This window comes from Streptomyces sp. f51 (assembly GCF_037940415.1).
Classification (GTDB): Bacteria; Actinomycetota; Actinomycetes; order Streptomycetales; family Streptomycetaceae; genus Streptomyces.
Window position 1 is genome coordinate 6,586,770 of record NZ_CP149798.1, and the last position, 14,053, is coordinate 6,600,822.

The window sequence follows — 14,053 nt, forward strand, 5'->3', positions numbered from 1 at the left end:
GCCCCGGGACCCCCGGCCCCTCCGTCGCCGGACGGCGCCGAGCCCCCGCGCCGTCCGGCACCGACCCCTGCTGCGCTGCGGCGATGACCGTGTGTGTGCGGACGTCCACCGACGTGCGGTAGGGTTCGGGTGCGCGAACACGCGGGCCACCGCGTGCGAGACGCATCGGGACGTGGCGCAGCTTGGTAGCGCACTTGACTGGGGGTCAAGGGGTCGCAGGTTCAAATCCTGTCGTCCCGACTGAAGAAGTCGTGGCCGGAGGCCGTATCGGACATCCGATACGGCCTCCGGCCGTTCCGCGTGCCCCGCGGGTGACGGCGCTCGCGCCGACCACCCGCGAGGGGCGCGTCAGGCCTGGTCCAGCAAGGTGAGCAGGGCCTTGCGCAGCGTCGTCCTCGGGTCCTTCGACGGCCCCTCGGACCGCCAGGCGACGAAGCCGTCGGGGCGGACCAGCACCGCGCCCTCCGCGCCCACCCCGTGGACCTGCGCCCAGTCCGTGTCGCCCGCCGGCACCAGGTCCGCCTCGGGCCCGCCGCCGATCCGGTACGAGTCGAGCGGGACCGACAGCTGACGGGCCGTGTCCTGCGCCGCCTCGTGCCAGGCACCGGCCCCGTCCGCCGAGCTCAGCAGCACCATGGAACGCTCGTACAGATCCAGGGAGGAGATCCGCGCGCCGGCGCGGGTCAGCCACAGATGCGGCGCCCTGCTCCCCGGCTCGCCCGTCAGCCGTACGCCCTCGGGCACCACAGGCGCGGTCGTGTCGGCGCCGAGGACCGCGCCCCGCGGGTAGCGGTACGCGAGCGCCACGTTGAGGATCCCGCCCTTCCTGCCGCCGGGGCCGCCCTGCCCGGTCGCGCCCGGCTCCGGGGTGTACCCGGGGTGGCTGTGCTCGACCGAACGCGACGAGGCACGCGCGCTCGTCGCCTCCGCGACCGGCCGGCGCTCGGCGTCGTAGGACTTCAGCAGCCCTGGACCCGCCCAGCCCGCCAGCACCGCGGACAGCTTCCAGGCGAGGTTGTGGGCGTCCTGGATACCGGTGTTGGAGCCGAACGCCCCCGTCGGGGACATCTCGTGGGCCGAGTCGCCGGCCAGGAACACCCGCCCCTGCGCGTACCGTTCGGCGACCCGCTCGGCCGCGTGCCAGGCCGCCCGGCCGGTGATCTCCACATCCAGATCCGGTACGCCGACGGCCCGCCGGATGTGCTCCACACACCGCTCGTCCGTGAACTCCTCCAGCGTTTCCCCGTGTTCGGGGTGCCAGGGAGCGTGGAAGACCCAGTGCTCCTTGTTGTCCACGGGCAGCAGGGCGCCGTCCGCCTCCGGGTCGGTCAGGTAGCAGACGATGAACCGCCGGTCCCCGACGACCTCCGCGAGACCGCGCGAGGTGAACGTGAGGCTCACGTTGTGGAACAGGTCGCCAGGACCGGTCCGGCCGATGCGCAGCGTGTCCCGGATGGGGCTGCGCGGACCGTCCGCCGCGACGAGATAGTCCGCGCGGATCGTCGTGTGCTCGCCGGTCTCCCGGCTCTTGACCTTCGCCGTCACCCCCTCGGAGTCCTGCTCGAAGGACATCAGCTCGGTCGAGAACCGCAGATCGCCGCCCAGCTCCGCGGCGCTCTTCAGCAGGACCGGTTCGAGGTCGTTCTGGCTGCACAGGCACCACGCCCCCGGGCTGAACCGGGCCAGTCCGCCGCCGGGGTCGATCTCCTTGAACAGCCACTCACCGGCGTCGCCCACCAGGGTCGGCGTCTGGAGGATGCCGTGGTTGTCGGCGAGCACGGACGCCGCCTCCTCGATGCGCCGCTGCACCCCGGCCACCCGGAAGATCTCCATGGTGCGCACGTTGTTGCCGCGCCCGCGCGGATGCCTCGACGTACCCGCGTGCCGCTCGACCAGGATGTGCGGCACGCCGAGGCGCCCGAGGAACAGCGAGGTCGAGAGGCCCACCAGTGAGCCGCCGACGATGAGGACGGGCGTGTGGAGACCGTTCTCGCCGGCCTCTTCGAATCGGTTCATCGATTGCCTCCAGCGCCCCCTTGGACGCGAGTCAGGGATGGGATGCAGATTCCATGCCCGGTGCGGGCCGGTTCGCGCGGCAGGGGCACCCGGATGGCGCGCGGTTCACTCGCCTGACCCGTGGGGCTCGCGCGGTCCCGGGTACGCGGCAACGATCAGCACATGGCGGCCCCGGCGTTTCGGATACCGCGGTCGTTCCGGACTTCCGTGACGAAGAAGAGAGGTATGCCGCAATGTCCAACTCGGGACGTATCGCGCAGTCGGCCTTCGACGGCTCGAAGCTGCGGGTGATCCTGCTGCTCGACCTGTACGAGGGCGCACAGCAGCAGTTCCTCGACGCCTACGAGCTCATGCGCAACCAGGTCGCCTCGGTCCCCGGTCACATCAGTGACCAGCTCTGCCAGTCGATCGAGAACCCCTCGCAGTGGCTCATCACCAGCGAGTGGGAGAGCGCACCGCCCTTCCTCGCCTGGGTGAACAGCGAGGAGCACGTCGAGACCGTCCGGCCCATGCACAGCTGCGTCCGGGACACCCGGTCGATGCGCTACAGCATCCTGCGCGAGACCAGCCCCGCCGAGCCGCTCACCCCGGAGACGGCCAGGTCGGCCCTCCAGGTCGAGGCCCGCGAGGGCAAGGGAGTCGCGCGCCACGCACTCACCTTCACCGTCAAGCCCGGATCCGAGTCGAAGGTCGCGGAGATCCTGGCCGGCTACGAGTCGCCCGAGGCCAAGGTCGACGACACCACCCGGCTGCGCCGCACCTCGCTGTTCATGCACGGCAACCGGGTCGTACGGGCCGTGGAGGTCGAGGGCGACCTCCTGGCAGCGCTGCGCCACGTGTCGCGCCAGCCCGAGGTCCGCGCCGTCGAGGAGGCCATCAATCCCTACCTGGAGCAGGACCGGGATCTGAGCGACCCCGACTCGGCCCGGGTCTTCTTCACCCGTGCCGCGCTGCCCGCCGTGCACCACGTGGTCTCCGGCCGCGAGGAGCCCGCCAAGGTGACCCGGCACGCGCTGTTCTACCCGGCCAGGCCCGGCTGCGGCATGGAACTGGCCCGGCTGCTCGCCCACCAGGACGAGGCCGCGGCCGACGACAGGAACAGCCCCGTGTACAGCAGCACCGTCTTCCAGCGCGACGACATCGTGGTGCGGCTCATCGACATCACCGGCGACCTCGACCGCGACCCCGTCGCCTCCCTCGGCCTCAAGGGCGCCAGGAAGGCCGCCGAACTGGAGCGTCTCCTCGACGGTCCCGCGATCGGCGTCGAGGGCTCCCTGGAGACGGAACGCAACATCAACCGCCTCCTGTCGCACGCCGACATGCTGCCCATCACCGACCGGAGCTCGGCGGACTCCTGACGGAGCGCCGCAGCCCGCGTCCCCAGGACGTCCCATCCGACGTCCTCGCCACACCCGGAGGTTCAAGCATGATCCAGCACCATCCACGCATCGTGGACCTGAGCGAGACGGAACCCAACCGCAGGCGCGGAGGAGACGTCCGGGCCCTGCTCACACCCGCCACGGCGGGGTCCACCAGCGGCTTCATGGGGCTCGCCATCATCCAGCCCGGCGAGCGCATCGGTGAGCACTACCACCCGTACTCCGAGGAGTTCGTGTACGTGGTCAGCGGCGCCCTCGAAGTGGACCTGGACGGTGAGGCGTTCGCGCTCCGGCCCGACCAGGGCCTGCTCATCCCGATCGACATGCGGCACCGCTTCCGCAACGTCGGCGACGAGGAGGCCCGCATGGTCTTCCACCTCGGCCCGCTCGCCCCGCGTCCGAGCCTCGGCCATGTCGACACGGAGGCCACCGACGACTCCGTGCCGAGCCCCGAGTTCATGACCGCCGTGCCCAACCTGTCCGCGCCCGACCACGGACAGTCGTCCGAGCGAAGCGGGGCCATAAAGTGACGCGGCGGGTGGCCGTCACCGGCATCGGTGTGGTCGCTCCGGGCGGTACCGGGACAAAGGCGTTCTGGGACCTCCTCGAAGGCGGCCGCACCGCGACCCGGGGGATCACGCTCTTCGACCCGGTGGGCCTGCGCTCGCGCATAGCCGCCGAATGCGACTTCGACCCGCTCGCGCACGGCCTGGACCCCGAGCTGATCGAACACACCGACCGGTACATCCAGTTCGCCGTGGTCGCGGCCGGAGAGGCCGTCCGCGACTCCGGTCTCGACCCGGGCCGGGAAGACCCGTGGCGCGTCGCCGTCTCCCTGGGCAGCGCCGTCGGCGGCACCACCCGTCTCGAACACGACTACGTCCAGGTCAGCGAGTCGGGCAAGCGCTGGGACGTGGACCACCGCGCGGCCGACCCGAAACTCCACCTCGCGTTCGCGCCCAGCACCCTCGCCTCGGTCGTCGCCGAACAGTTCGGGGCACAGGGACCGGTGCAGACCGTCTCGACCGGGTGCACCTCAGGACTCGACGCGGTCGGATACGCCTTCCACACCATCGAGGAAGGCCGGGCCGACGTCTGCATAGCCGGGGCGTCCGACTCGCCGATATCCCCGATCACGATGGCCTGCTTCGACGCCATCAAGGCCACGTCGCCCGACAACGACGACGCCGAGCACGCCTCCCGGCCCTTCGACGCCAACCGCAACGGCTTCGTCATGGGCGAGGGTGCGGCCGTCCTGGTCCTGGAGGAGTACGAGCACGCCAGGGCCCGCGGCGCGCACATCTACTGCGAGATCGGCGGCTACGCCACCTACGGCAACGCCTACCACATGACCGGGCTCACCAGTGAGGGCCTGGAGATGTCCCGGGCCATCGACAGCACGCTCGACCAGGCCCGGCTCGACCCCACGCTCATCGACTACGTCAACGCGCACGGCTCCGGCACCCGGCAGAACGACCGGCACGAGACCGCCGCCGTCAAACGGTCCCTGGGCGAGCACGCCCACCGGACACCGATGAGCTCCATCAAATCCATGGTGGGCCACTCACTGGGCGCGATCGGCGCGATCGAGGTCGTCGCCTGCGTCCTCGCCCTGAAGCACCAGGTGGTGCCGCCCACGGCGAACTACGAGACCCCCGACCCCGAGTGCGACCTGGACTACGTGCCGCGCACCGCACGCCAGCGGAAGCTCAGGAATGTGCTCTCCGTCGGCAGCGGCTTCGGCGGATTCCAGTCCGCGGTGCTCCTGACCGGGCCGGCTGGGAGGACACGATGAGCACTCAGCGCCCCCGGAACGCGGCCGTCACCGGCATCGGTGTCATCGCGCCCAACGGACTGCGCGCCGACGCCTACTGGAAGTCCGTCAGGGAAGGCCTCAGCGTCCTGGACGGCATCACCCGCGAGGGCTGCGGACATCTGCCGCTGCGCGTCGCCGGCGAGGTACGGGCCTTCGACGCCGCGGACCTCATCGAAGAACGCTTCCTCGTCCAGACCGACCGCTTCAGCCACTTCGCGCTGGCCGCGACCGTTCTCGCCCTCGACGACGCGGGCCTCGGAGCGGGCGCCCCCGAGGACGCGTACGACGTCGGCGTGGTCACCGCCGCCGGATCAGGCGGCGGCGAGTTCGGCCAGCGCGAACTCCAGAAACTGTGGGGCCAGGGCTCCAAGTTCGTCGGGCCCTACCAGTCCATCGCCTGGTTCTACGCCGCCAGCACCGGCCAGATCTCCATCCGCGGCGGGTTCAAGGGTCCCTGCGGAGTCGTCGCGAGCGACGAGGCCGGAGGACTGGACGCCGTCGCGCACGCCGCCCGCGGTGTGCGGCGCGGCACCGGCGCGATGCTCGTCGGCGCCGCCGAGGCGCCGCTCGCCCCGTACTCGATGGTCTGCCAGCTCGGCTACCCCGAACTGAGCACCGTCGAGGACCCCGCGCGCGCCTACCGCCCCTTCACCGAGGGAGCCTGCGGCTTCGTGCCCGCGGAAGGCGGCGCCATGCTCGTCGTCGAGGACGAACGACGGGCACGCGAACGGGGAGCCGGGATCCGGGCCCTGGTCGCCGGACACGCGGCCACGTTCACCGGGGCCTCGCAGTGGGAGCGGTCGAGGGAGGGGCTCGCCCACGCGATCCGGGGCGCCCTCGCCGAGGCCGGCTGCGCCCCGGAGGAGATCGACGTCGTCTTCGCCGACGCCCTGGGCGTCCCGGCCGCGGACCGCGCCGAAGCCCTGGCCATCGCCGACGCCCTCGGGGCGCACGGCACCCGGGTACCCGTCACGGCGCCCAAGACCGGCATCGGACGGGCCTACTGCGGGGCACCCCTGCTCGACACCGCGGCCGCGGTCCTCGCCATGGAGCACGGCCAGATCCCGCCCACCCCCAACGTGTTCGACGTCTGCCACGACCTCGACCTGGTGACGTCGAACGCCCGCCCCGCCGAACTGCGCACGGCCCTGGTCCTCAGCAGAGGACTCATGGGGTCCAACGCCGCCCTGGTCGTGCGCCGCGGCGACCGCGCCCGCTAGTCCGGGCCGCACGTGAGGAGAACCACCGCATGATCACCACCGAAGTGACCGTCGACGAACTGGCCGCGCTCATGAAGAAGGCGGCCGGGATCACCGTCGACCCCCTCGAACTCGCGCAGTCCTTCGACGCGCCGTTCGGCACCCTCGGACTCGACTCGCTGGGCCTGCTCGGCATCGTCGGCGAACTGGAGAACCGGTACAGCCGGCCCCTGCCGCCCGACGCCGAGCGCTGCAAGACCCCGCGCGAGTTCCTCGACCTCGTCAACGACACCCTCAAGGCTGGAGCCTGAAGTGCCCGGACACACCGAGAACAGCATCGTCATCGACGCCCCGCTCGACCTCGTGTGGGACATCACGAACGACATCGAGAACTGGCCGCGGCTCTTCAGCGAGTACGCGGCCCTGGAGATCCTGACCCGGGACGGCGACACGACCACCTTCCGGCTCACCATGCACCCGGACGAGAACGGCAAGGTGTGGAGCTGGGTCTCGCAGCGCACCGTCGACCGCCCCGGGCGGACCGTCCGGGCGCGCCGCGTCGAGACGGGACCGTTCGCGCACATGAACATCCGGTGGGAGTACGAGGAGACGCCGGCCGGCACGCACATGCGCTGGGTGCAGGACTTCGCGATGAAGCCCGACGCCCCGGTCGACGACGACTGGATGACGGACAACATCAACCGCAACTCCGTCGTCCAGATGGCCCTCATCCGGGACCGGATCGAGCAGGCCGCCCGTGAGCGCCGCAGCCCCGCCGCCATGCCCCGCTGACCCGCCGAACCGGAACAGGAAGGACACCCGATGCATCACGCCCTGATCGTCGCCCGTATGGCCCCCGGCTCGGCCCCGGCGATCTCCGACGTGTTCGCCGCCTCCGACCGGGGTGAGCTCCCGCACCTCATCGGGGTCAACCGGCGCAGCCTCTTCCAGTTCGGTGACGTGTATCTGCACCTCATCGAATCGGAACGGGACCCGGGCCCCGCCATCGCGAAGGTGGCAGGACACCCCGAGTTCCGCAGCGTCAGCGAGGAACTCTCCGCGTACGTCAGCGCGTACGACCCGCAGACCTGGCGCAGCCCCAAGGACGCCATGGCGCAGTGCTTCTACCGCTGGGAGCGGGACACCGCCTCCTGAGGCACCGTGACACGACCCGAGGCCGCCGGCTCCGCGACGAAGCGGAACCGGCGGCCTCGGGTTTTCGGCGTGCGCCGTCCGGTCAGCCCGGGACGGTGCACTCGAAGGCGTGGAGATAGGGGTTCACCGGGCGGATCTCGCCGATGACCAGGCCCGCGGCGGTGAGCCGGTCGATCATGCTCTGCCGGGTGTGCTTGGCACCGCCGACGTTCAGGAGCAGCAGCAGGTCCATGGCCGTCGTGAACCGCATGGACGGGGTGTCGTCCACGAGGTTCTCGATGACGACGACCCGGGCGCCGGGCCGGGCCGCCGCGCGGACGTTCGCGAGCGCCCTGCGGGTGCTCGCGTCGTCCCACTCCAGGATGTTCTTGATGATGTACACGTCCGCCTGGACCGGGATGTCCTCACGGCAGTCGCCGGCCACGATCCGCACCCGGCCGGCCAGTGCCCCGCCGTCGCGCAGCCGGGGATCGGCGTTCTCCACCACGCCCGGCAGGTCGAGCAGCGTGCCGTGCAGGCCCGGGTGCTTCTCCAGCAGGCTGGCCACCACGTGACCCTGGCCGCCGCCGATGTCGGCGACCGACTGCACGCCCCGCAGGTCGAGGAGCTTCGCCACGTCCTGGGCGGACTGCGAACTGGACGTCGTCATGGCCCGGTTGAAGACGTGCGCGGATTCCGGGGCGTCCTCGTTGAGGTACTGGAAGAACTCCTTGTCGTACACGTCCTCGAAGACGCCCCGGCCGGAGCGGACCGCCTCGTCGAGCTTCGGCCAGACGTTCCACGTCCACGGCTCGGTGCACCACAGGGCGATGTAGCGCAGGCTGTTCGGGTCGTCCTCGCGCAGGAGCCGGGACATGTCCGTGTGCGCGAACGTGCCGTCGGGACGCTCCGTGAAGACGCCCTGGCAGGACAGGGCGCGCAGCAGCCGGCGCAGGGTCCCCGGCTGGGTCTTCACCGCGGCGGCCAGTTCGTCGGCGCTCATGGGGACGTCGTCGAGGGCGTCCGCCACGCCCAGCCGGGCGGCGGCGCGCACGGCGGCGGCCCGCGCCGCGCCGAAGACGAGTTCCCGCAGTTGCATGGACGGCGGGGGACTCTGTTCCACAGTGGTCATTCAATGCCTCGATTCTGGTGTCGTGCCGTACTCAGCACATTCCGGCGGGCTCGGAGACCTTGCACGTGTTGCTCCGGAACGTGTTGCCCTTGCCGGCCGTGTCGCGGTTGGCGAGGTCGGAGGGGCCGTTGCGCAGCAGCACGTTGTCGCGGACCTCGTTGCGCTCGCTGAGCGCGCCCACGAAGCTCTTGAACAGCACGATGCCGCCGGACAGCGGGGACGTGCCCACGTTGTCCTCGACCCGGTTGTGCGTGACCCGGGTGTCCTCCGCCCCGGTGAGGACGATCCCCGAGCCCTGGAGGGCGGGCAGCCGGGCGGTCTTGGGGCAGGACTTGTTGTTGGCGTGGATGTAGTTGCGGCGCACGGACAGGTCGCCGACGCGCGGCTTGTTCTCGTCGCCCACGACGAACACCGCGGTGCAGTTGCCGGTGGCCTCGTTGCGGGCGACCGTCAGGTTCCGCAGCCGCCGCACCGTGATGCCGATGCGGTTGCCGCTCAGCAGGTTGTGGGCGACCACCGTGCCCCGGGTGTCGCGGGCTCCCTCCTCGGTGGCGACCGTGTTGGAAAGGAACACACCGGCGTCGCCGTTGTCCTTCGCGGTGTTGCGGACGAACCTGGTCCGCACGGACCGCTCCTCGGCGATGCCCCACTGGCCGTTCTTCTCGGCGGTCACCCCGCGCACGGTCAGCCGGTCGGTCCCGGTCGCCCACAGGCCCTGCTTGGAGAAGCCCCTGACGGTCAGTGAGGCGACGGTGACGCCGGAGAGGCGCTTGGCGTCGGTCCCCGTCACACAGATGCCGTTGCCCGCCTTGCCGCAGGCGTCGGTGGCGGCCGTGTTCGGCACGATGACGGTGGACCGGGCGCTCGCGCCCCGCAGCGTCAGGTCCTTCACCGTGACGGTGACGCTCTCGTGATAGGTGCCGGGGGCGACGACGACGGTGTCGCCCGCGCGCGCCGAGTCCACGGCCTTCTGGATGGATTCACCCGGGCGTACCAGGTGCACCGACGGATGGTCGGCGGGCAGGGCTGCGCCCACTCCCGACGCGACGACGACCGCCGTGCAGGCGAGGTAGGCCATCTGTTGTCTGGTCATGGGCCGAAGCTATGAACGGCCGTTGCCCACCGCCACCGCTGCTCCTCCAGGTGGCCCGCTCCGTCACCGTGACGCGCCGGGGAGGACGGTACGACGACGCCGCCCCGGCCGGAGAGTCCGGCCGGGGCGGCGGGGGCGGAGGCGTGTCCGCGAGGTGGTGCGTGGGTGGAGCGGTGGATCAGGCGAGGTTCGCCAGCGTCTCGTTCCACGTGGCGGACGGGCGCATGATCTTCGCGGCCTTGGCGGGGTCGGGCTGGTAGTAGCCGCCGATGTCGGCCGGGTTGCCCTGGACCGCGTTCAGCTCGCCGACGATCGTCTCCGCCTGCGCGCTCAGCGTCTCGGCGAGCTGGGCGAACGCCTTGGCGAGGTCCGCGTCGTCCGTCTGACGGGCCAGCTCCTGCGCCCAGTACAGGGACAGGAAGAAGTGGCTGCCGCGGTTGTCGATGCCGCCGACGCGACGGGTCGGGGACTTGTCCTCCTCGAGGAAGGTCGCCGTGGCGCGGTCGAGGGTGTCGGCGAGGACCTGGGCGCGGGCGTTGCCGGTGGTCTTCGCGAACTGCTCAAGGGACGGCACGAGCGCGAAGAACTCGCCGAGCGAGTCCCAGCGCAGGTAGTCCTCCTTGACGAGCTGCTGGACGTGCTTGGGCGCGGAACCGCCGGCGCCCGTCTCGAACAGGCCGCCGCCCGCCATCAGCGGGACGACCGACAGCATCTTGGCGCTGGTGCCCAGCTCCAGGATCGGGAACAGGTCGGTCAGGTAGTCGCGCAGCACGTTGCCGGTCACCGAGATGGTGTCCTCGCCGCGGCGGATGCGCTCCACCGACAGCTTGGTGGCCTCGACGGGGGCCAGGATGCGGATGTCCAGGCCCTCGGTGTCGTGCTCGGTCAGGTACTGCTCGACCTTGGCGATCAGGTTGGCGTCGTGGGCGCGGGTCGCGTCCAGCCAGAACACGGCCGGGGAGCCGGTGGCGCGGGCGCGGGTGACGGCGAGCTTCACCCAGTCCTTGATCGGCGCGTCCTTGGTCTGGCAGGCGCGGAAGATGTCGCCGGCGGAGACCGCCTGCTCCAGGACCACGTCGCCGGCCGCGTCGACCAGGCGGACCGTGCCGGTGACCGGGATCTCGAAGGTCTTGTCGTGGCTGCCGTACTCCTCGGCCTTCTGCGCCATGAGGCCGACGTTCGGGACCGAGCCCATGGTCGACGGGTCGTAGGCGCCGTTGTCGCGGCAGTCCTCGATCACGGCCTGGTAGACGCCGGAGTAGGAGGAGTCCGGCAGGACCGCGAGGGTGTCGGCCTCCTGGCCGTCCGGGCCCCACATGTGGCCGGAGGTGCGGATCATGGCCGGCATCGAGGCGTCGACGATGACGTCGGACGGCACGTGCAGGTTGGTGATGCCCTTGTCGGAGTCGACCATCGCGAGGGCCGGGCCCTCGGCGAGCTCGGCGTCGAAGGACGCCTTGATCTCCGCGCCCTCGGGGTGGGACTCCAGGCCCTTGAAGATGCCGCCGAGACCGTCGTTCGGGGTCAGACCCGCGGCGGCGAGCGTCTCACCGTGCGCCGCGAACGTCTTCGGGAAGAAGGCGCGCACCACGTGACCGAAGACGATCGGGTCGGAGACCTTCATCATCGTGGCCTTCAGGTGCACCGAGAACAGCACGTCCTCGGCCTTCGCGCGGGCGATCTGCGCGGTCAGGAACTCGCGCAGCGGCGCGACGTGCATGACGGACGCGTCCACGACCTCGCCCGCGAGGACGGGTACGGACTCGCGCAGCACGGTGGTGGAGCCGTCGTCGCCGACCAGCTCGATGCGCAGCGTGCCGGCCTCGGCGATCACCGCGGACTTCTCCGTGGAGCGGAAGTCGTCGACGCCCATGGTGGCGACGTTCGTCTTCGACTCGGACGACCACGTGCCCATGCGGTGCGGGTGGCTCTTGGCGTAGTTCTTGACCGACGCGGGGGCGCGGCGGTCGGAGTTGCCCTCGCGCAGGACCGGGTTCACGGCGCTGCCCTTGACCTTGTCGTACCGGGCGCGGATGTCGCGCTCCTCGTCCGACTTCGGGTCGTCCGGGTAGTCCGGAAGCGCGTAGCCCTGAGCCTGGAGCTCGGCGACCGCGGCCTTCAGCTGGGGGATCGACGCCGAGATGTTCGGCAGCTTGATGATGTTCGCGCCGGGCGTCTTGGCCAGCTCACCGAGCTCGGACAGGGCGTCCGCGATGCGCTGGTCCTCCTGGAGGAACTCCGGGAAGAGGGCGATGATGCGCCCGGCCAGCGAGATGTCACGGGTCTCCACAGTGACACCCGCCTGCGAGGCGTACGCCTGGACGACCGGCAGGAACGAATACGTCGCCAGGGCCGGGGCCTCGTCAGTGTGCGTGTAAATGATGGTCGAGTCAGTCACCGGGTGCTCCGCTCCACGTCTGCAACATTGCTCGACATCAAGATATCTCGTGAGCGCCCCCGGCTCGACAGGGGTCCGTTCCGCGTCGGACCGGGCGTGGTGGAAACCGGCCGCCCGCGCCGGAGGCGGCCCGCGGCGCGAACACGCGGGCATCCGTCCGGAGCTTCCTGATGTGAACATGTCGACCGGAGTGAAAACGGAACCGCAACCGGGCCGCCCGCCCGCGCGTACAGAAGGTGACGCGTACCTGATCGCGCACCTCATCCCGTGGCGGACCTCCGGCCCTCCGTCGCCCGAACGAAAGCGAACCATGAGATATCGCACCCGAGTGACGGCCCCTGCGGCCGCGCTGCTCGGCACCGCAGCCGCCCTCGCCGTCGCCCCCACCGCCTCGGCGCTGCCCCTGGCCCCACGGGCCGATCAGGGCACCCCGGGCGCGGAGACCCTGGGCGACTCCGTCTTCCCGTCCCTCGGCAACGGCGGCTACCGCGTCGAGGCGTACCACCTCGACTTCTCGTACGACGCCACGACCAGGCTGGTCGACGCCAAGGCGGTCCTGATGATCAGGGCGACGCAGGACCTCTCCCGCTTCTCGCTCGACGCCCTCGGCCTGGACGTGCGCGCGGTGCGGGTCGGCGCCGTCGCGGCCGCCTTCGAGCAGGTCGGGGAGAAGCTGCGGGTCACCCCCGCGCGGACCCTGCCGGAGCACCGCGCCGTCGCGGTCTGTGTCGAGTACGGCGTGGACCCCGCCAGGAAGCTCACGCACACCGCCTGGGTTCCCACCCCCGACGGCTTCGCGGTGTGCCCCCAGCCGGACGCCGCCCACACCGTCTTCCCGTGCAACGACCACCCGACCGACAAGGCGGACTTCAGCTTCCGCGTCACCGTGCCGAGCACCCTGCGCGGTGTCGCGAACGGCTCCCTGGTCGGCACCGAGACCCTGGACGGCGACCGGACCGCGTACACGTACCGCTCGGCCTCCCCGATAGCCACCGAACTGGTGCAGATCACCGTCGGCGACTACACCGTCAAGGAGCGGCAGGGGCCGGGCGGGCTGGGGCTGCGGGACGTCGTCCCGACGGCGCGGGCCGCCGCTCTGGAGCCGGCGCTCGCGCTCACCCCCGGTCTCGTCGACTGGCTGGAACAGCGGCTCGGCGCCTATCCGTTCGAGACGTACGGGCTGCTGCCCTGCAACTCCGACGACCCGAACGCCTTCGACTTCACGGGCCTGGAGACCCAGACCCTCACGCTCTACAAGCCGAACTTCCTGCTCCAGGAGGAGAAGAAGATCGGCTCGCACATGATGCACGAGCTGGTCCACTCCTGGTTCGGCAACAGCGTCAGCCCCGCCGACTGGGCCGACCTGTGGCTGAACGAGGGGCACGCGGACTTCTACGGGCTCCTGTACCGCTACGAGCGCGGCTGGGCGGACTCGCTGGGGCTGACCACCATGGAAGCCCGGATGAAGGACACGTACGCCCGGGGCGACCAGTGGCGCCAGTCCTCGGGACCCGTCGCCGCGCCGAACGCCGTCAACCTGTTCGACAGCCAGCGCTACCTGGGCGGCGTGCTGGTCCTCTACGCGCTGCGGGAACTCGTCGGCGAGGACGTGTTCCACCGCATCGAGCGCACCTTCCTGGACCGCCACCGCAACGGCTCGGCGACCACCGCGGACTACATCGCGGTCGCGACCGAGATCTCCGGCACGGACCAATCGGGCTTCCTCAACGACTGGCTCTACGGGACGAAGACACCCCGTATGCCCAACCACCCGGACTGGACGGTCACCCCGGTGGTGTCGAGCCTGGTCGCACCGCGCCACCGCGAGCCCGGCCACTACCCGGACTCGACCGCCACGCTCTGACCCGGCCCGTCGTGGTCCAGTC

At 71.0% G+C, this 14,053-nt stretch carries 12 protein-coding genes and 1 tRNA gene; 9 read left to right on the forward strand and 4 right to left on the reverse strand.

The window, feature by feature from the left end; all coding sequences use genetic code 11:
• Positions 1–166 precede the first annotated feature (166 nt).
• Positions 167–240, forward strand: a tRNA-Pro gene (locus tag WJM95_RS28535).
• A gap of 108 nt (positions 241–348) precedes the next feature.
• Here WJM95_RS28535 and WJM95_RS28540 read toward each other — a convergent pair.
• Positions 349–2,016, reverse strand: a complete 1,668-nt coding sequence (locus tag WJM95_RS28540) for an FAD-dependent monooxygenase (RefSeq protein WP_339132853.1) — start codon at positions 2,014–2,016, stop codon at positions 349–351.
• A gap of 233 nt (positions 2,017–2,249) precedes the next feature.
• Between WJM95_RS28540 and WJM95_RS28545 the strand changes: the two genes are divergently transcribed.
• The 7 genes from WJM95_RS28545 to WJM95_RS28575 all read left to right on the forward strand — a co-directional run bounded on the left by WJM95_RS28545 (position 2,250) and on the right by WJM95_RS28575 (position 7,565).
• On the forward strand, positions 2,250–3,374 hold the full coding sequence (locus tag WJM95_RS28545) for a SchA/CurD-like domain-containing protein (protein WP_339132855.1): 1,125 nt from the start codon (positions 2,250–2,252) through the stop codon (positions 3,372–3,374).
• Positions 3,375–3,442: 68 nt separating this feature from the next.
• Positions 3,443–3,925 carry a cupin domain-containing protein gene (locus tag WJM95_RS28550; RefSeq protein ID WP_339132857.1) on the forward strand — a complete coding sequence of 161 codons (483 nt, stop codon included), beginning with the start codon at positions 3,443–3,445 and terminating at the stop codon, positions 3,923–3,925.
• On the forward strand, positions 3,922–5,190 hold the full coding sequence (locus WJM95_RS28555; protein WP_339132859.1) for a beta-ketoacyl-[acyl-carrier-protein] synthase family protein: 1,269 nt from the start codon (positions 3,922–3,924) through the stop codon (positions 5,188–5,190). The genes WJM95_RS28550 and WJM95_RS28555 overlap by 4 nt, the downstream gene beginning before the upstream one ends.
• Complete coding sequence (locus WJM95_RS28560; RefSeq protein WP_339132861.1) at positions 5,187–6,431, forward strand: ketosynthase chain-length factor; 1,245 nt, start codon at positions 5,187–5,189, stop codon at positions 6,429–6,431. Before WJM95_RS28555 ends, WJM95_RS28560 begins: the two co-directional genes overlap by 4 nt.
• 29 nt (positions 6,432–6,460) lie before the next feature.
• Positions 6,461–6,721, forward strand: coding sequence for a phosphopantetheine-binding protein (locus WJM95_RS28565; RefSeq protein ID WP_037617929.1), 261 nt, complete (start codon positions 6,461–6,463; stop codon positions 6,719–6,721).
• A 1-nt stretch (position 6,722) separates the two neighbouring features.
• Positions 6,723–7,202, forward strand: coding sequence for an SRPBCC family protein (locus WJM95_RS28570; protein ID WP_339132863.1), 480 nt, complete (start codon positions 6,723–6,725; stop codon positions 7,200–7,202).
• Between the two features lie 30 nt (positions 7,203–7,232).
• Positions 7,233–7,565 (forward strand): TcmI family type II polyketide cyclase, encoded by a 333-nt coding sequence (locus tag WJM95_RS28575; protein WP_339132865.1) that lies wholly within the window; start codon positions 7,233–7,235, stop codon positions 7,563–7,565.
• A gap of 82 nt (positions 7,566–7,647) precedes the next feature.
• On the opposite strand, the gene WJM95_RS28580 is transcribed toward WJM95_RS28575, so the two are convergent.
• The 3 genes from WJM95_RS28580 to WJM95_RS28590 all read right to left on the reverse strand — a co-directional run bounded on the left by WJM95_RS28580 (position 7,648) and on the right by WJM95_RS28590 (position 12,167).
• Entirely contained in the window at positions 7,648–8,676 is a 1,029-nt protein-coding gene (locus WJM95_RS28580) for a methyltransferase (protein ID WP_339132867.1), read from the reverse strand.
• A gap of 31 nt (positions 8,677–8,707) precedes the next feature.
• Positions 8,708–9,769 carry a right-handed parallel beta-helix repeat-containing protein gene (locus WJM95_RS28585; protein WP_339132869.1) on the reverse strand — a complete coding sequence of 354 codons (1,062 nt, stop codon included), beginning with the start codon at positions 9,767–9,769 and terminating at the stop codon, positions 8,708–8,710.
• A 178-nt stretch (positions 9,770–9,947) separates the two neighbouring features.
• A complete protein-coding gene (locus tag WJM95_RS28590; protein WP_339132872.1) occupies positions 9,948–12,167 on the reverse strand; it encodes an NADP-dependent isocitrate dehydrogenase in 2,220 nt (739 codons plus the stop codon).
• 310 nt (positions 12,168–12,477) lie between these two features.
• On the opposite strand from WJM95_RS28590, the gene WJM95_RS28595 reads away from it, so the two are divergent.
• Positions 12,478–14,031 (forward strand): M1 family metallopeptidase, encoded by a 1,554-nt coding sequence (locus WJM95_RS28595; protein WP_339132874.1) that lies wholly within the window; start codon positions 12,478–12,480, stop codon positions 14,029–14,031.
• Positions 14,032–14,053 lie beyond the last annotated feature (22 nt).

Excerpts from the sequence above, each read along its gene's own strand:
- WJM95_RS28540 (WP_339132853.1), bottom strand. The coding sequence starts at position 2,016 with ATGAACCGATTCGAAGAGGCCGGCGAGAACGGTCTCCACACGCCCGTC.
- WJM95_RS28545 (WP_339132855.1), top strand. The coding sequence starts at position 2,250 with ATGTCCAACTCGGGACGTATCGCGCAGTCGGCCTTCGACGGCTCGAAG.
- WJM95_RS28550 (WP_339132857.1), top strand. The coding sequence starts at position 3,443 with ATGATCCAGCACCATCCACGCATCGTGGACCTGAGCGAGACGGAACCC.
- WJM95_RS28560 (WP_339132861.1), top strand. The coding sequence starts at position 5,187 with ATGAGCACTCAGCGCCCCCGGAACGCGGCCGTCACCGGCATCGGTGTC.
- WJM95_RS28565 (WP_037617929.1), top strand. The coding sequence starts at position 6,461 with ATGATCACCACCGAAGTGACCGTCGACGAACTGGCCGCGCTCATGAAG.
- WJM95_RS28575 (WP_339132865.1), top strand. The coding sequence starts at position 7,233 with ATGCATCACGCCCTGATCGTCGCCCGTATGGCCCCCGGCTCGGCCCCG.
- WJM95_RS28580 (WP_339132867.1), bottom strand. The coding sequence starts at position 8,676 with ATGACCACTGTGGAACAGAGTCCCCCGCCGTCCATGCAACTGCGGGAA.
- WJM95_RS28585 (WP_339132869.1), bottom strand. The coding sequence starts at position 9,769 with ATGACCAGACAACAGATGGCCTACCTCGCCTGCACGGCGGTCGTCGTC.
- WJM95_RS28595 (WP_339132874.1), top strand. The coding sequence starts at position 12,478 with ATGAGATATCGCACCCGAGTGACGGCCCCTGCGGCCGCGCTGCTCGGC.